12 protein-coding genes and 1 pseudogene are annotated in these 17,431 nt (G+C 46.8%); 2 read left to right on the top strand and 11 right to left on the bottom strand.

Features of this window, described 5'->3' with window-relative positions; genetic code table 11:
* Positions 1-263 precede the first annotated feature (263 nt).
* The 4 genes and pseudogenes from NG796_RS23125 to dcm all read right to left on the bottom strand — a co-directional run bounded on the left by NG796_RS23125 (position 264) and on the right by dcm (position 9,567).
* Positions 264-1,406 carry a response regulator gene (locus NG796_RS23125; RefSeq protein WP_261209527.1) on the bottom strand — a complete coding sequence of 381 codons (1,143 nt, stop codon included), beginning with the start codon at positions 1,404-1,406 and terminating at the stop codon, positions 264-266.
* Positions 1,403-7,480 carry a PAS domain S-box protein gene (locus NG796_RS23130; RefSeq protein ID WP_261209529.1) on the bottom strand — a complete coding sequence of 2,026 codons (6,078 nt, stop codon included), beginning with the start codon at positions 7,478-7,480 and terminating at the stop codon, positions 1,403-1,405. The genes NG796_RS23125 and NG796_RS23130 overlap by 4 nt, the downstream gene beginning before the upstream one ends.
* 2 nt (positions 7,481-7,482) lie before the next feature.
* Positions 7,483-8,028: pseudogene (locus NG796_RS23135) on the bottom strand (response regulator); the annotation flags it as partial.
* 237 nt (positions 8,029-8,265) lie between these two features.
* Positions 8,266-9,567, bottom strand: coding sequence for a DNA (cytosine-5-)-methyltransferase (gene dcm, locus NG796_RS23140; RefSeq protein ID WP_261209531.1), 1,302 nt, complete (start codon positions 9,565-9,567; stop codon positions 8,266-8,268).
* A gap of 518 nt (positions 9,568-10,085) precedes the next feature.
* Here dcm and NG796_RS23145 point away from each other — a divergent pair.
* Entirely contained in the window at positions 10,086-10,307 is a 222-nt protein-coding gene (locus NG796_RS23145) for a hypothetical protein (protein WP_261209532.1), read from the top strand.
* 729 nt (positions 10,308-11,036) lie between these two features.
* A complete protein-coding gene (locus tag NG796_RS23150; protein ID WP_261209533.1) occupies positions 11,037-11,357 on the top strand; it encodes an STAS domain-containing protein in 321 nt (106 codons plus the stop codon).
* Positions 11,358-11,448: 91 nt separating this feature from the next.
* Here NG796_RS23150 and NG796_RS23155 read toward each other — a convergent pair whose 3' ends face one another.
* The 7 genes from NG796_RS23155 to urtC form a co-directional block, all read right to left on the bottom strand.
* Positions 11,449-12,810, bottom strand: a complete 1,362-nt coding sequence (locus NG796_RS23155) for an NAD(P)/FAD-dependent oxidoreductase (protein ID WP_261209534.1) — start codon at positions 12,808-12,810, stop codon at positions 11,449-11,451.
* 145 nt (positions 12,811-12,955) lie between these two features.
* Positions 12,956-13,267, bottom strand: a complete 312-nt coding sequence (locus NG796_RS23160) for an urease subunit beta (RefSeq protein WP_261209535.1) — start codon at positions 13,265-13,267, stop codon at positions 12,956-12,958.
* Between the two features lie 43 nt (positions 13,268-13,310).
* Positions 13,311-13,613, bottom strand: a complete 303-nt coding sequence (ureA, locus tag NG796_RS23165) for an urease subunit gamma (protein WP_261209536.1) — start codon at positions 13,611-13,613, stop codon at positions 13,311-13,313.
* Between the two features lie 10 nt (positions 13,614-13,623).
* Positions 13,624-14,487, bottom strand: a complete 864-nt coding sequence (locus NG796_RS23170) for an urease accessory protein UreD (RefSeq protein WP_261209537.1) — start codon at positions 14,485-14,487, stop codon at positions 13,624-13,626.
* A gap of 94 nt (positions 14,488-14,581) precedes the next feature.
* Positions 14,582-15,280 carry an urea ABC transporter ATP-binding subunit UrtE gene (gene urtE / locus NG796_RS23175; RefSeq protein ID WP_261209554.1) on the bottom strand — a complete coding sequence of 233 codons (699 nt, stop codon included), beginning with the start codon at positions 15,278-15,280 and terminating at the stop codon, positions 14,582-14,584.
* A 95-nt stretch (positions 15,281-15,375) separates the two neighbouring features.
* Positions 15,376-16,131, bottom strand: coding sequence for an urea ABC transporter ATP-binding protein UrtD (urtD, locus tag NG796_RS23180; protein ID WP_261209538.1), 756 nt, complete (start codon positions 16,129-16,131; stop codon positions 15,376-15,378).
* 66 nt (positions 16,132-16,197) lie between these two features.
* Positions 16,198-17,286, bottom strand: a complete 1,089-nt coding sequence (gene urtC, locus NG796_RS23185; RefSeq protein WP_261209555.1) for an urea ABC transporter permease subunit UrtC — start codon at positions 17,284-17,286, stop codon at positions 16,198-16,200.
* Positions 17,287-17,431 lie beyond the last annotated feature (145 nt).

A 17,431-nucleotide genomic window follows, 5' to 3' on the forward strand; every position in this document is an offset into this window, starting at 1 on the left:
CGGGTTGAGCGCGGATGTAGATTGTTTGAGATCTGTGAAATTGAAGGGGACTGGGATAGATTGAGCCGGTGATAGCATACCCCTGAATGTTGTTGTTTTTATCATGTTGGCTATCTCCCCATTTTTAAAATATTGATTGGTCTAGGTGATAGACTTAAAAAGTCATCAGTCTTAAAAGGTTTAAAAGGATAGCATTTGAATAGTTAATCAACCAATGGATGAGAATCATTTCGGATAGAACCTGAACAATCACCCTTGTCCGTTCAAGATATTAGGGCCGGGAGGGTAAAATAAAAGGTGGTCCCTTCTCCTTTGATGGAACTAAACCAGAGTTTTCCGCCGTGACGTTCGATGATTTTTTTGCAGAGGGTTAATCCAATGCCAGTCCCGGGATATTCATCGTAGGAATGCAACCGATAAAATGCGTCAAAGATGCGATCGCCTTGATCCGGGTCGATGCCAATGCCATTATCCTGGATTTCAAACTGCCATTCTTCTGGATGATTCAGATTACAGGAAATTTCAATTTTGGGGGAAACCTCGGGTAGTCTAAACTTAATGGCGTTAGCCATCATGTTTTGAAAAAGCTGCATTAATTGAATTTCATTACCGCTAATGGTGGGGAGGTGGGAATGGGTAATAATTGCCCCACTTTTAGCAATTTCTCCACTTAAATTAGCCAGGGCTTCTTCTAAGATAAAGTTGCAATCAATCGATGTAAAATTAGGGGTAGGAACGCCGAGTTTGGAGTAGGTGAGTAAATCCTGAATCAGGTGGGTCATTCTCCCAGAAGCTTGGATAATATTGGTGAGATAGCGATCGCCATCGGGACCGAGTTGGTTTTCATATTTCCAGGTGAGCAAATCGGCATTGCCAATAATCACTTGGAGGGGAGATTGTAAATCATGGGATGCAACCTGAGCAAATTGCTCCAGTTCAAGATTAGATTGCACCAATTGAGCATTTAAGGCTTGCAATTCAGCATTTTGAACTTTGAGTTGATATTGGAGGGTTTGAAGGGTGAGGTGATGTTTAACTCGGGCGAGGACCTCTTCAATCTGAAAGGGTTTGGTAATGTAGTCTGACCCCCCACTTTTAAACGCTTTAACTTTATCCCATTCATCTTCCAGGGCACTGATAAAAATCACGGGAATATCCTGAGTTTTGGGGTCAGCTTTTAGTCGTTGACAAACCTCATAGCCATCCATTTCCGGCATCATAATATCTAGTAAAATGACATCGGGTAAAACATTTTGACAAGCGGTCAGAGCAATTTGACCATTTAAGGCTTTGCGGACTTTATAGCCGCGATCGCTCAGAATTTTAGCCAGAACTCGCAGATTGATGGGGGTATCGTCAACAATCAAAATATCTTTATGGATCCGATCAAGGGGGTCACAATTCATAATTTCTCCTGTTGCGTCAGTGCCATTACCGTTTCAAATTGAAAGTTATTTGCCAGTTCCATGAGTGCCTTCGCGAACAGCTCATTCCCCGGGGGAATTTCCTCAATTAACTCCAAAATCATATCATCACTACATTGGCAGGCTGCATCATAAACGCGGACCACCCAATCGCGGGGCATGAGTTGGAAAGATTGAGCATCCAGGATAAAGGCAGAATCCTCCATTAAACCTTGAATCCTGTTGTCAGAGTCTGATTCTATTGGCTCATCATAAATATATCGTACCCCTATATGCTCGCCCACCTTGGAGAGCAAAACTTCTTCCCGAAAAGGCTTGTGAATAAAATCATTACATCCCGCAGCAAGTACCAGTTGGCGGTCTTCTTCAAAGGCATTCGCCGTTAAAGCAATCACCACTGTGTTTTGACCCTTTGGAGTGGCTTTAATCAGTCGAGTGGCTTGAAATCCATCTATGTCCGGCATCCTCATATCCATCCAAATTAAATGGGGATCCCAGCTTTCCCAAATTTCCAGGGCTTCGCGACCCGTAGCCGCACCCCGGACAGAAAACCCTAATCCAGAGAATAGGGTAATCAGCAGCAGACGGCTTTCAAAGGCATCATCAACGGCTAAGATTCGATATTCCGGTTGATTGGGTGCTAAAGCGATCGCCCGGGGTTTAGTCTGTCGCTGAGGACTCTTTACGGGTTCCCCTGGACCCGGGGTCAGGTCAAAGGAAAACACGCTTCCTTGATGGGGGATACTCCGAACCTGAATTTCTCCCCCCATCAGTTGGACAAATTTCTGACTAATAGGTAACCCCAATCCCGTGCCTTGTCCAGATTTCATCCCGGTTTCGGTTTGTCCAAAGGGTTCAAACAGCCGGTGCATTTCGTGGGCGGCAATGCCTGGGCCCGTGTCTTCGATTTCAAAGTAAAGTTTTGGGAGGCGATCGCCTAGAACGGTTTCCCCCGGTTCTGTCCCCTCGTCGGTAGCGAGTCGGACCCGCAGAAAAATCCCCCCAGTTTGGGTAAATTTAATGGCATTTCCCAGAATATTAAGTAACACCTGCCGCAGTTTTCCTTCATCGGTACTGATAAACTGGGGCACTTGGGGAGCAATCTCAAAATCAAGCTGTAACCCTTTAGATTTAGCCTTGAGTCGCAACATGGTTTCTAGGTTCTCTAGCAAATCTAAGAGGTCGAAATTGGTTTCATGAAAAGCGGTGCGGCCTGCTTCAATTTTAGACATTTCCAAAATGTCATTAATTAAATCCAACAAATGTTCTCCGGCGCGATTAATAATCCGTAATTGTTCCGCCTGTTGGCTATTCAAGGAGCGATCGCGGGTCATCACCTGGGAAAAGCCAAGGATAGCATTCAGGGGAGTCCGCAATTCATGACTCATATTAGCTAAAAATTCGCTTTTAGCCCGGTTAGCAGTATCAGCGGCGATCGCGGCTTTTTGCAGGGCCTGGGCTTGCTGTTGCATCCGTTCCAACAGTTGCGCTTGCTGCAAAGCTACCCCTAGTTGGGTGGCAATTTGGATGGCAATATTCACATCCGCTTGTTTCCAATCCCGGGGACCGCTATTTTGATAAATTGCCAAGAGTCCCCAGAGTTGATTATGGGCAAAAATCGGGACGATCAGATACCCTTGCACTTGCAATTGATAGAGATGGGGCAGTTCTTCGGGGTTTAAATGGGCTTGCTGGACATTCGGGATCACCAGGTAAGGCAAATCCGACGGGTGGGGATAGAGGGGGTCCGGTGGGCGATCGCGCTGGTCCAGGGATTCTAAGGTCAATGTCCAGGCACTCAGGGCCGATTGAGCATCCTTCAATCCTTGATCTCGCAGATGTTTCCTCGGGGGTTTCCCCTCCGGTGCCGCCATCAGGGGAAGCCATTCGGGACCGACGGACTCCCAGATAGAGTTCAGATCCGGTTCCGGAGGGCATCGATAGACGACAACGCGATCGCTTTCTAGGAGTTGTCGTAAATCCTCCGTCGTCGCCGCGAAAATCTGGTCTAGTTCCAAGGTTTGGCGCATCCGTTGGAACAGGGTAAAAATGGCCCGATCGCGTTCTGACCGTTCTAAGAGGTCATTTTCTGCCAGTTTGCGATCGCTGATATCGGAAATGGTGCCGATGTATCCTTTCAGAGTTCCATCACCGTTGAGTTCCGCGATCGCCTGACCGATGACCCAGGTAATTTTGCCATCGGGACGCAAAAACCGATATTCGGACTTAAACGGGACTTGATTTCTTGAGGCTGTATGACACTCCTGAATGACCCGTTCGCGGTCTTCGGGATGTAAGGTTTTCATCCATTCGGGTCCGATGGATTCCCCCGGGGACAGGCCGGTAATTTCACTCCAGCGTTGATTCACATAGAGACAATTGCCTTCGGCATCCGTATGAAAAATCCCCACGGGAGAGGCTTCAGCGAGGGTTTGATAGCGGCGCTGACTGGTTTGGAATGCCTCTTGTGCGATTTTACGTTCCGTGATATCGATCCAATACCCCACGCACTCCCGGGCATTGCCGGTTTCATCCCAGACTAATCTCATGCGATCGTCAAACCAGCGATAGGTCCCGTCCGCATGGAGAAACCGATATTCCCCGCTGAAACTGCCTTGAGAGAACAGGTTGGGGAGTTTTTTGAAGAGGCGATCGCGGTCTTCGGGATGAATCCGATCGTACCAAAAATAGGGGTCTTCTAAAAATTCCCTCGCTTCGTATCCCAGGATCATCTGGATGTTTTCACTCATAAAAGTGGCGCGGTAGGGTCCGACAATTTCCGCACTATAGATAATAGCGGGACTGGAACTGAGCAAGTATTGCAGGCGTTCTGTGGTATGTTGTAACTGGACTTGAGCCTCAACGCGATCGCTGATGTCTCGTCCTTCGGGGATGATCAAGATAACTTTTCCCTGTTCGTCGAGGACGGGTTTGAGGGAAAAGTCCAAGGTAAGAGTCATCCCTTGAATCCCGGTCGCTTCGACTTGATAGCGGATAAATTCCCCTTGGGATGCCTGGGATATGGCGGCGATCAATTGCTGTTGCAGGGCTGTTGACCGATTCCACCAAGGCAGTTGCCAGAAGGGTTGACCGACCACTTGGGTTTGTTCTAAGCCGATAAAATCTAGGGCGGTTTGATTCAGTTCCAAGATGGTGCCATCGGGGTTGAGGAGGCCGATAAATTGGAACATGGAGTTGAAAATGGCCCGGAATCGTTGCTCACTTTGTTGCAGGGCTTGCTCCGATTGCAGGCGTTGAATTTCCGCAGCAGCGCGATCGGCAAAGAGTTTTAAAATGGATTCGGTGTGAGCTGTGGCAAACATGGGCTTGACATCGAGGATCGCCAGATGTCCGATGATTTGCCCGGTGGCGGTTTGGATGGGCAGACCCAGATAACTCTCGGCATGGAGGGCAACGAGATCGAGATCCCGGGGAAATAGAGCCTGTACACCCTGGGGATAATAGCCGGTTTGGCCGGTTTTAAGGACGATTTCACAGGGGGTTCCAGCGAGGTCATACTCCAGGGTTTCACTCCAGTCCGTTCCGGCCCAAAAGGCCAAGGAACGCACCTGCTGTTGGGTGGAGTCGGTACATTCGACCAGCATGGCATACTTGACTTGTAGCACATTGGCGATGGACCGAACACAGGCGCGGAAATATTCGATGCCAGCCAGGGCAGCGCTGCCTTCGACCATTGCTCGCAAGGCTTCTTCCTGCTGTCGCCGTTCGGTGATATCGAGGGTGGTTCCGGTGGCCCCGCGAATCCGCCCTTCGGAGTCTCGTAAGGCGATCGCATTCACCAGGACGTAAATCTGTTTGCCATCTTGGCGCTGATAGCGGCTTTCATGTTGCAGCAAGGGTTCCCCGTCTTCTAACAGCCGTTGCAGGACCTTTCTTTCTGACTTGCGGTATTCCGGGGCAACAAATTGAGTGAATTTACAGCCGATGGTTTCGGTCGGACTATAGCCGTAAATTTTTTGGACGGCTGGGTTAATATAAGTATAACATCCCCGGATGTCTATAGACCAGATGACATCTTGTGAGGCATCGACTAAGGCTCGATATTTCTGTTCACTGTGCCGGAGGGCTTCTTGGGTGATCCGGCGTTCACTGATTTCTCGTTGTAAGTGGATATTTTGTTGTTGGAAGGCGCGTCGGGCTTGTTTTTCTTCTTCGAGGAGTTGCGCTTGGGCGATCGCGATTCCCAGTTGTGCGGCGATCGCCTCAATCAGTTCCACCTCTTCTGGAGTCCACTGGCGAAAGCGATCGCACTGATGCAAGCTAATCATCCCATTGGCTTGACCTTGATAAAAAATCCCCACGGATAGCATCGATTTAATGGTGACTTGCCGATGCAGGGAATTGGCACTCTCTAGCCTGGGGTCGGTATTCACATCATCGTAAGCGATCGCCCGTTCTTCTCCCAGTACCCGTTCTAAGCCGGGATTGTCTGCTAGATAAATGGTTTGGGGTTTTAGGGAGGAATGGCCGGGGCTTAAATATTCTCCAATTACGGGAATCATCGGCACAGGTTCGTCTACATAGGTATGAATCAAGCACCGACAGACTTTAAACGCCCGTCCGATTACATGGGCAGCCGTCTCAAAGACTTGCTGGGTTTCAATTTCGCTGCGAATGCGATCGGTGACTTCCCTCAGCAAATTACTCCGCTGTAATTGTTGTTCGATCGCGAGTCGGTTGTGTTCGCGATCGGTGATATCTTTACTAAAAGTCAAAACCCCGGGATTCCCATCTAGGTCAACGAATTCGGCACAGATCAGGATAGTTTTGATTTCCCCGGTTTTAGTGCGAACTTGGGTTTCTACATTGCTGAGGCTACGTTGCTCACAAAATTGCGCCTGAAGCGCCTCAGCAGCTTCAAAATTGACGATGAGATTGAGTTCTTGAGAGGTTTTTCCGAGGATTTCTGCCCGGGAATAGCCCCGTTGCTGACAAAACCCATCGTTGACTTCTAAATACCGCCCTTCGGGCCAAGAAAGGATCGCGATCGCATCGGGAGAAGCCCGAAACGCTAAGGCAAATTTTTGTTCCATCAACCGACGCTGGCGATCGGCCTGTTGTCGTTTGGCCCCTTGCAGGGTAACGGCAGCTAGGTCCGCCAGGGAACGAATGAAGTTTTGCTCTTCCGGGGTCCAGAGGCGATCGCCGGTGAACCTAGCACTTTCTAAAAAGCCAATGGTTTGACCGTCCTGGCGGATTGGGGCGAGTCTCAGGGAACCTTTGGACCTGGATTGCGGGGAAGCCTCTCTGGGGTTCTGGGGGTCACCGTGACCGACAAAGGTGAGGGAATGGTTGGAGGATGCTGCTTCCGAGGCTAAATAATCCCCTAAACTGTCCGGATTGACTGCCTCTACTCCTTCTAAAATTTTTTCAAAGCTGGCTAGTCGTTTGAGTCTCGTTCCCTGTTCGTCATACAACCATACCCCGGCGCGATCGAGGTCTAAATAGGTGACCGCAGCGGCGATCAGTTCGTGAAAAGCGGCTTCTAAATCTCCTTGATAGAGGTCTGGACTTTTGGCAAGGTCGGTTAAGAGGGTATTTTGGATGCGAAGTTCTTCGGCCCGGTCTAAGAGAGCATTTTCGGCAATCAGACGATTTTGGATTTCTTGTTGGAGGTGATAATTTTTCGATTCCAGTTCTTTTTGCAGCGATCGCAAGCGCAGTTGATTTTCAATGCGGGCAATGACTTCTTCTACCTCAAACGGTTTGGTAATATAATCCACCGCCCCTAGAGAAAAGGCTTTAACTTTATCCAGGGTATCGCTTAAAGCCGTTATAAAAATAATCGGAATATCCCGAGTCCTAGGATCAGCTTTCAGGATTTGGCAGACTTCATATCCATCCAGTTCCGGCATTAAAATGTCAAGCAAAATAAGATCCGGGGGGTGGACAACCGCAGCGGCGATCGCGGATTTCCCCTCTAGGGCCGGACGAACCACATACCCCCGCTGGGACAAGACTTGGTTTAATAGGCGAAGATTTTCCGGAGTATCATCTACAACTAATATATTATCGGCACTTTGAGATCTGTTCATTTTTATAATTGACGCTGACGAATGAAAGACAAAATACTTTGATAATCAAATTCATCGACCCACTGGTGCAGGGCCTTGGCGATCACCGCATTTTCCTGGGGGGGATGGAGGGCAATCTGGGCGATCGTCTTGTTCATTGCCGCTACATCTATGCAGATGGCTGCCTGTTCCAGTTCTTCGAGAATCCCCCCCGGCAGGTCCGACAGCAATGCTTGATTTAGTAAAATCGGCGGCCTGAAGCGAGAGGGTTTTGCATGGGATTTTTCTTCATAAATAAAGCGCACACCGATATAATTCTCTATTATCTCAAAGATAGTCGATTCATCCACGGGTTTGCCAATCCCATCGTCGCATCCTACCGAGAGAATACGGGCGGTTTCGGAGGCGAGGATACTCGCCGTAACGGCAAGACTCACCGTCTGGGAATCGGAGGCGATCGCCTTAATCTGTTGGGTGGCTTGATAACCATCCAGAACCGGCATTTGCAGATCCATAAAGATCAGATGGGGGTGCCACGCTGACCCGAGGGCGATCGCCTCTTCCCCGTTTTTCGCTTCCCGCCGTTCAAAAAAGAATCATTAAAACCGGGTGAAGAGGGACCTATTTGACCCCGGGGGTAACCCAAGGGGCGATCGCATTCTTGAACATAAATCATCAAGATCATGTCATTAATAATCTGTACTTAGTCTATCCCGAAATTCCCTCTTTCAGATATTTAACGAAGATTCATAATTCCTCTCGTTTTAGCCTCCTCCCGGCAGGTATAAATCTTCAATCCCTAACCCCTAATCACTGGATTCCCCTGCGCTATACTTCTGGCCCAGTTCACCTGGAGTTAGATTTAAAATCACCTCTCGCGCCACCGCTTCTACTACATTAATACTTACCGAATTTCCCAACTGATAATAAGTGCGATCGGCCTTGGGATGTAGCCTAAATTCATCAGGAAACCCTTGCAATCTCGCCGCTTCCCTCGGCGTAATCTTTCTCACTCGACCCTGATAATAAACCCCTAAGCGATTCCCATCACTCGCCACTAGAGTTACCGCAATTTTATTCGGGTCTAAAAATTTATAAACTTCAAAGGAAAAATTTCCTGCCACTGGCTTATATTTTCCCTGAATTAACTTCAGATAATTCTTCGCCACCAGAGACGCTAAAACAGTCCCCAACTGAGGCGAATCAAAAAATGTAGCAATTTGCGCTTGATTCAACAATTTCCCATCTTGGTCTTTTCCAAACTCCGCATGACGACGCTTTAGAATAAACCGATTCATTAACTCGATTTCTTCTTCACTACATTCCCCTCGCAATCCCAACTCCCAAGAATGAATCGAATTCCCCCCCCGATAGTCGAGTAAGCGCATCCCATGTAACCGATTCAAATCTCCCCCCAATCGAGTTTTTAACGCCTCAACTAATTGGGGGGAACAATTATAACCTTCTGGGGCATCCTCTTCTAAAATATCGGCCACCGTTACTTTTTTTCGCGTCCAGTCAGACTCCGAAAGCGGCTGAACATTGTAAGCATGAGAATCTTTAGGTCCCGGGTCAGAAAACAAGCTAAATTGGGGACAAGCATTCAATACACCCACTAGATAAACCCGCAACCGATTTTGAGGTAGCTCAAAATTGGCACTATTCAGCAATAACACCTGAAAACTATAGCCGATCGCTTCAATATCCTGCTGAATCGTTTTGAGGGTCTGACCACCATCATTCGTTAACAGACCCCTCACATTTTCAAAGATAAAGGCTTGAGGGCAATCGGATTTAATTAAGCGGAGTATTTCAAAAAATAACGTTCCCCTTCTATCGTTAAATCCCGCTTGTTTCCCGGCTAATGAAAACGATTGACACGGAAAACCTGCTAATAAAATATCATGATTGGGTAGCTTTTCTAGGCTACGAATATCCCCCAGGGGAGACTCGCCAAAATTCTGCTCATAAACCCAGCAAGAATCGGCATTAATTTCGCTACTTAACATACATTGAGTTTGAATTCCCAATTTTTGAGCAGCTTTCTCTAAGCCTAATCTCATCCCCCCAATCCCTGCAAATAAATCAATAAAACGAATCGTTTTCATGGGTTCAGGACGTCGGTACTGTATTTAAAAACTCGGACAGGAAACCGGGATAATGGCCCGGATTTGTGGCAAATGAGCAAAAATTCTGGGCTAGTGAAATTTCATCCTAAAGGATGATTAGTTGGTAATTGCTCTTTTATAGAATAGCTGATATCAATCCCACCTGTAGAAGCCATCAACATATAGGGGGAGAGGCGATCGCACCCTTAACCTTACTACCTAATGTGCCAACCTGTTGGCAAAGACTGACCCCTAGTTCGCCCACTATTGACACTACCCTGTGATTCCTCATCCCAGAAGGGATCTATGGGAAATAATCAGCCCCTGTTTGTCCCCACAAAAGCCCTGGTTGGGGGGTTAATCCCCTCAGTTATTGATTACCTCCTTCATTTGTGAATGTCAATGATCGAGATCTCCGAAATGACCCGATCAACCTCATGGGTTTTGTATGCTGGCGATCGCATCCCCTCCCTGGAACTCACTTCATACTTGAAACCGTAGAGTTTTTCTAAATAACTATGACTTACGGGGAAACACTGCACCGAACCACTCATAAAACGCCCATCTCAACGGATGAAATTCTCGAAAAAATTTTTAAATTTCGCCAGATTACACGGTTGGATCAACAACTGCTGATGTCAGGCTTGTTATCGAAAGAGGCGATCGGCGAGACCGATTGGTATAAAATTAACCAGGTATTTGACCTCATCCATCAGGGTTTAATTCGAGTCGTGGATTAAACCCTCTAAGGTTTCGAGGTTCCATTTTAAAGCCATGCAAAGGACTCTAACCGGAGTCAAATTATCCCATTTTTTCACTCTTTTTAACGGACTCTCACACCATAATTCAAGCAAAAAGCTGATTTAGTCAAGAAAAACTGGCTTTTGGCAGACCCTTGATCCCGGGGGAATAGCTATCCGACGCACTCAGGACGTAGATAGGCGGTGGGTACTGCCGCAGGAAGTATAGAACAACGTGGGAATGGCTTCCCGACGCCTTTCCCGCCATTGTGGGTAAATCCTGACTTATTCAAGCCGGACCCTAATCTCGTTAGGGATTTCCATAAAAAAAGTTCTGCATTAGAAGTTTTGCACAATTGGAAAAGCCGATTGGCGTTCTTAAGGGGGGTTGGGGGGATCTCTCCGAGAAGATTTTATTTGTTGGAATACCCTTACAGATTCAGTGGGTGGAGGGATTCCGAGGGCTTGATCCGGGCAATGGCTTCCTAAACGAAGATTTCAGGGGGAGATACTTAAAATTTGGCAACTTGTCAGTGATAGGGATCACCAAAGTTTTGCCAAATGATCGCTGTTTCTAGGTTTCTGTGTCACACAACATCCCCGCAAAATCACGGATATTGACCCTAAGTCAGGGGAAATCATTCGTATTTTTACGCAGAGTTAGGAATGGGCATCCAACACACTCTCGCCGATTCTAAAGAGACAGACCAATCAATAGAGGAGATTTGTATGAACGTGGTCATTCAGCCCCAAGGGAATTTAGACTTAAAAGCATCGGCGATGCTTCAACAAAATGTAGCTCGTTTAGCCTGGGAAAAATACAATCGCTGGTTCATTGATTTAGGGGAAGTCACGACGGTGAGTCATTCAGGATTAATGGCTTTAATCTCCGCCAATCAACTGGCTAAAAAAACAGGCCGACGTTTAAGCTTGTGTAACCTGAAAGGATCGGTGATGTATCTACTAGAAATTACCGAACTGGATGGGTTACTGGATATTGTATCTGATGACGAGGAACCTGCGGGGGTTGTGGATAAAATTGTATTTTGAAAAGTTGGCGATCGCCCTGGTTATAGGGTGTCTCAGGGTGATATTGCGATCGCCAATTTTTCCTGACTGGGCAAAAGATAGAGGTTCTAGCTTACACTTCGAGGGTTTCTTTTTCCCGTTCGGGGAGATGATAATCCCCTCGCCCATCAATTTCAATTAACATTTTGGCCTCTTCTCCGGTAATGAGTCGCGCTCCCCGTTTCCGGGTAAAATAGTTCCAACCCCACTGAATCATCACGATTAATTTATTGTCAAATTCAATCAAAAAGTAAATATGCACAAATACCCAAAATAGCCATGCAATAAACCCAGAAAATTGAATAAATCCTAAATCCACAACCGCTGCATGATGTCCAATCACGGCTAAACTGCCAAAATCTACATAATGAAAGGGCGGATATTCCTTCTGTTTAAAGCGGTGTTGAATCACCTTCGCCACATATTCCCCTTGCTGCATTGCCACCGGCGCAACCCCGGGTAAAGGTTTGCCATCTTGATGAGCAAAATGCGCCAAATCCCCGATCGCAAAAATATTCGGATATCCCGGTAAACTTAAATCTGCCTCCACAATCACCCGTCCAGTGCGATCGCGTTCAACTCCCGTCCGTTGGGCCAAAATTTCACCCAATCCCGACGCTTTTACCCCTGCCGCCCATAATAAAGTGCGAGTAGGAATGATTTCCTCGCCATCACCGCGCCGGACTGTTACCGCATCCTCTGTGACATGGGTAACCAAACTCTTAGTTTGCACGGTCACCCCTAATTCATGTAAAGATTTTTCCGCTTTCATAGAGAGTTCCGGAGGATAAGGCGGCAAAATTCTCTCCATCCCTTCTAACAGCAAAATTTTCGCTTCAGTGGTGTCAATATTGCGAAAATCTTCTTTTAAGGTATTATGCGCCAGTTCCGCGATCGCCCCGGCTAATTCTACTCCCGTCGGTCCCCCTCCAGCGATCGCAAAGGTTAACCAAGCTTGCCGTTTTTGCGGGTCCGTTTCCTTTTCAGCGGCTTCAAATGCCATAAAAATTCGCCGCCGCATTTCTAACGCATCTTCCACCGTTTTTAACCCCGGCGCTTTGTCTTCCCAGTGGTCATTTCCAAAATAATGATGACTCACTCCTGTGGCAACAATTAACGTATCATATCGAATTTCTTCCCCTAACAACTTCAATGTTTGCTGTTGGGGGTCAATATCAACTGCTTCTTCCAGAAGCACTTTGGTATTCTTATTTTTACTAAGCACCCCCCGCAAGGGAGACGCAATATCTGCCGGGGAAAGGGTTCCCGTTGCCACCTGATAAAGTAGAGGTTGAAATAAATGAAAATTGCGTTTATCAATCAAAGTGACTTGGACAGGAGCACGCCCTAAAGACTGGGCGGCATACAGTCCGCCAAATCCACCGCCCACAATTACCACCTGATGAATCGGTGTTGTCGATTTTACATCTACCATGAGTTATATATTTCTATTTTTAGAGGGAATTTATCCCCACAGTCTACCCCTAACTCCCGCAAGAACGAGGGTGAGATTGAGGACTGCTTCCACTTTAAAAGAAATTCTTAACAATGGTAGTAGTGACGGTTACAGACTTTGAGCCTTATGAGTCGAGGAGTCCATTAATTTGACCCTTAAAACCATAGACCTGACGACTCCCGACAAAGGGAACTAATTCCACTTCTCGCTCATCTCCCGGTTCAAACCGCACCGCAGTTCCTGCGGGAATATCCAGGTGCATTCCTCGGGCGGCATTCCGATCAAAATTCAAGGCTTCATTGACCTCAAAAAAATGATAATGGGAGCCGACTTGAATCGGGCGATCGCCCGAATTAGCCACCCGCAGTCGGACGGTTTTTCGGCCCGCATTTAGCTCAATTTCTCCAGGTTTAACAATAATTTCTCCAGGAATCATTCTCACCTCTTACCTATAATATTTAAACTTAACTTGGTTCAAATTACCGAATTGGATTGTGAACCGTTACCAATTTTGTCCCATCAGGAAATGTTGCTTCTACCTGCACTTCTGCCACCATTTCCGGTATCCCTTCCATCACGTCCTCCCGGGTGAGTAAGGTTGCACCATAGCTCATCAAATCAGCGACCGTTCTCCCATCTCTCGCCCCTTCTAAAATAGCAGCAGAAATATAGGCAACAGCTTCAGGATAATTTAAAAGTAAGCCCCGATTTTTACGGCGTTCGGCAACTAACGCGGCGGTAAAAATCAATAATTTGTCTTTTTCTTGGGGAGAAAGTTGCATAGTAATTCCTTCAAATCGGCCACACTCGCGGAGGACAACTCGGACGGCCTATAAAACGCAGGCGCAGGAGTTGCCAAACTTCACTAAACCAGTTTCGCACTTCTGGGGTCGAAGATCCACGATATCGGCATAATAGTCCATGAGTGAGCCTCGTGACGCCCGCTTCGCCTTCGGAGGAACTGGAACGCGCCTCCCACAGCGATCGCGCTTCCTGGACCAGTTCCGGGGTCACCGGGTCCCCAATCCAGGCGAGAGTTGCCACAATGGGGAAACCCGCTAAAGCGTGGTCCGAGGCAACGGTGGACTCACTACCCTGGAGATGTTGGCGATCGATCCACAGGGGACGACCCTCTTGCCAGATTTCTGTCTGCGATCGCCACTCTCCTTGGACAAACCTTTCCCCCCTAGCACTCCGTCCAAATCGATTGATTTCCCACAACAATAAGCGGGCATCGTTGGCTAAATCAATGCACAAATTTTGGCGATAAATTGCTCCATTAAAAATAATACTTTCCTGGGGTAGCCATTCACAATAAGCCCCAGAATCTATTTTAATATTAATAGTTTGTCTTGCAATTTCTCCCATACTGCGATAAATTTTAGCTGCCGCTGCGGTAGTAATTAAAGCCTGAGCATTCTCCTGGAGGTGAATCGATTGCCCCAGGGAATCACCCCCCACAATTCCCCCCGCCGTATGCAAAATTACACTATGACAAACCCCTTCCCCCTCCGGATAAAAGGGGCGCTGTATCTTGAGAGGGGCGGTGGCTTTTGCGGATACCATTTGGGTGGCTGTTCCCAATTGAGCATAGGCTAAGTCTAAGCTACCATGCCATCCTTTAACCTCTGGATTTTCAGTCAGACTATTCTTCACAATTTCTCGGATTCAGGTTACATCAAATGTTACTATACCCTGCGGTTTTACCAGAAATCCAGGGGTCATAGTTTGTAAAACTTAGACTTTCGGATTACACCGCTAGAAATCGTTGAATCACTTCATTACTGAGGTCGTCAGTAGAACCAGAGGCAACAATTCCTCCTTTTTGCATGGCATAATACCAATCGGCTTCTCGGACAAAATGCAAATGCTGTTCCACTAACAGGACAGAAATACCTTTTGATTGGATAATTCGACGCACTGCCGCCTCAATTTCTAAAATAATCGAAGGTTGAATCCCTTCTGTGGGTTCATCGAGGATGAGTAAGCGGGGATTTCCCATCAAGGCGCGGGCGATCGCCAGTTGTTGTTGTTGTCCCCCACTCAAATCTCCACCCATCCGATGCAACATTTTATTTAAAACGGGAAATAATTCAAAGATTTCATCAGAAATTTCTGGGTTTTTAGGCCGTGTGGGTCGCGCTTCTAAGCCCAAAATTAAATTTTCTTTCACCGTCAACCGGGGAATGATTTCTCGACCTTGTGGGACGTAGCCAATGCCCATTTTAGCACGGCGATCGCTCGATTTATCGAGGATGGGTTGACCCTCTAAATAGATTTGCCCCTTCCGAGGTTGGAGCAATCCCATAATCGTTTTTAATAGAGTGGTTTTGCCAACTCCATTCCGTCCAATTAGGCAGACCATTTGTCCCGGAGATACGTTTAAATCCACATCCCGCAAAATGTGACTTTCTCCATAATAAACATTCAGTCCGCAGACTTGTAGCATCCGATTGGGTGAGGGTTCTGTTAGGTAAGGTTTTTCCAGGCTGTCAATTGAATTCATCAACTTTATTCTCAGTTTTTATAGGGTTTTAATTGGGCTTATTCTTCATGTTCCTCGGTACTTCCCAAATAGACTTGAATCACTTTGGGGTCATTTTGCACTTCTTCAATACTCCCTTCACAGAGGACCGAACCCTCATGCAATACCGTGACTTTACGGGCAATTTGCCGCACGAATTCCATATCATGTTCAATCACAATAATGGAATGACTTTGAGCCAAGGAAATCAGTAATTCCCCCGTGAGGGCGGTTTCTTCATCGGTCAACCCTGCCACGGGTTCATCGACTAGCAATAAATCGGGAGATTGAGCCAGTAACATCCCAATTTCTAACCATTGTTTTTCCCCGTGGGAAAGTAATCCCGAGGCAATGTCGGCTTTGGCAACTAACCCAATGGTTTCCAGCAAGGTTTTGACTGTATTATGCTCCGATGCCGGGGTCGGTTTCAATAAGGTTTGAAATACATTTTTATTCCGATTACAGGAAATTTCTAAATTTTCCCGAGGGGTGAGATTGAGGTAAACCCGTGGAGTTTGAAATTTTCGCCCGATGCCAAACCGAGCAATTCTATCTTCAGAATATTTCCGGAGGTTTCGCCCTTTAAAGAAAACTTTCCCTTGGGTGGGTTTCACTTTTCCGGTAATCACATCTAAAAAGGTAGTTTTTCCGGCACCATTGGGACCAATAATGACCCGTAATTCCCCCGTATTCATCGTGAAGGTCAAGTTATTAAGGGCATTAAATCCGTCAAAACTAACCGTTAAATTTTCAATTTCTAAGATATTTTCGTTCACGGACTCTCTCTCTGAAACTTGATGACTAGACTATTTGCCAACTTAACTCATCGCGAGTCAATGGGTTTAAGGCTCCAGGGTTTCACGCTCCTGTTGAATTTCCGGGTCTTCTGCTAACTTGGGATAGGTAATCACATATCGCCGACGTCCGGTAATGATGCGAATGAAATTACCCGCTTCAGTCCGCAACCAGCCCACGATGCCATTGGGAAGAACTAAAACAACAATCAGGAAAAGTGCCCCTTGGAAAAACAGCCAAATTTCTGGGAATTGTTCGCTTAAAAAACTTTTTCCATAGTTGACTAATAAGGCTCCGAGGATGGCTCCGATTAAGGTGGCTCGACCGCCGACGGCAACCCAAATGACCATTTCAATGGAAAACGCAATATCCATTGCTCTAGGGGAAATAATACCGGCTCTGAGGGTAAATAATGCACCTCCGAGTCCAGCTAAAGCGGCAGAAATTGCAAAGACTAAGACTTTATATCCGGTGGGATTGTAACCGGAAAACCGGACGCGGCTTTCATCATCGCGAATGGCAATGAGTAAGCGTCCGAAGCGTCCCGAGGTTAACCAGCGACAGAGGAGATAGGAAGCAGCTAATAGGATAACGGTGAGAACATAAAACCCATATTGAGTGTTGGGATTAGAGATGGAAAATCCTAACAGGGTTTGAAAATCTGTGAGCCCATTCGTGCCATTGAAGAGTTTTTGTTGTCCGTTGAAGAAGTTAAAAAAGACGATGGTAGCAGCTTGGGTGAGAATGGAGAAGTACACGCCTCGAATGCGGTTTCGGAAGACGAGATATCCGAGAAAGGCGGCGAGGATACCTGGAATTAATAAGATGGCGATCGCCGTCAAGGGAAAGGAGGAAAAAGGTCCCCAAAACCAAGGTAGTTCCGTCACCCCATAGAGTCCCATGAAGTCGGGAAGTTGACTGCTGGCAGTTTCAGGAATTTGTAATTTGATATGCATGGCGATCGCATATCCCCCGAGGGCAAAAAATATCCCATGTCCCAAACTCAACAATCCCGTATAACCCCAAATCAAATCAATCCCCAAGGCAACGATCGCCAAAGCTAAATACCGATGTAACAAATCCAAGCGAAAATCTGACAAGATGAGCGGCATGATGGCAATCAAGATTAAAGCCATGACCCCAATTGCCGAGAGTTCAAATAATCGTGGTTTTTGCTTCACAACCTGATTAAATTTTGATTTTAATCGGGTAAATTTTTCAAAAAAGCTGGATTCCTCTAAGCTTTTTTTATCGGGTTTGTCTTCCCATTCGTCTGGAAAT

Source organism: Laspinema sp. D2d (assembly GCF_025370755.1).
GTDB lineage: Bacteria > Cyanobacteriota > Cyanobacteriia > Cyanobacteriales > Laspinemataceae > Laspinema.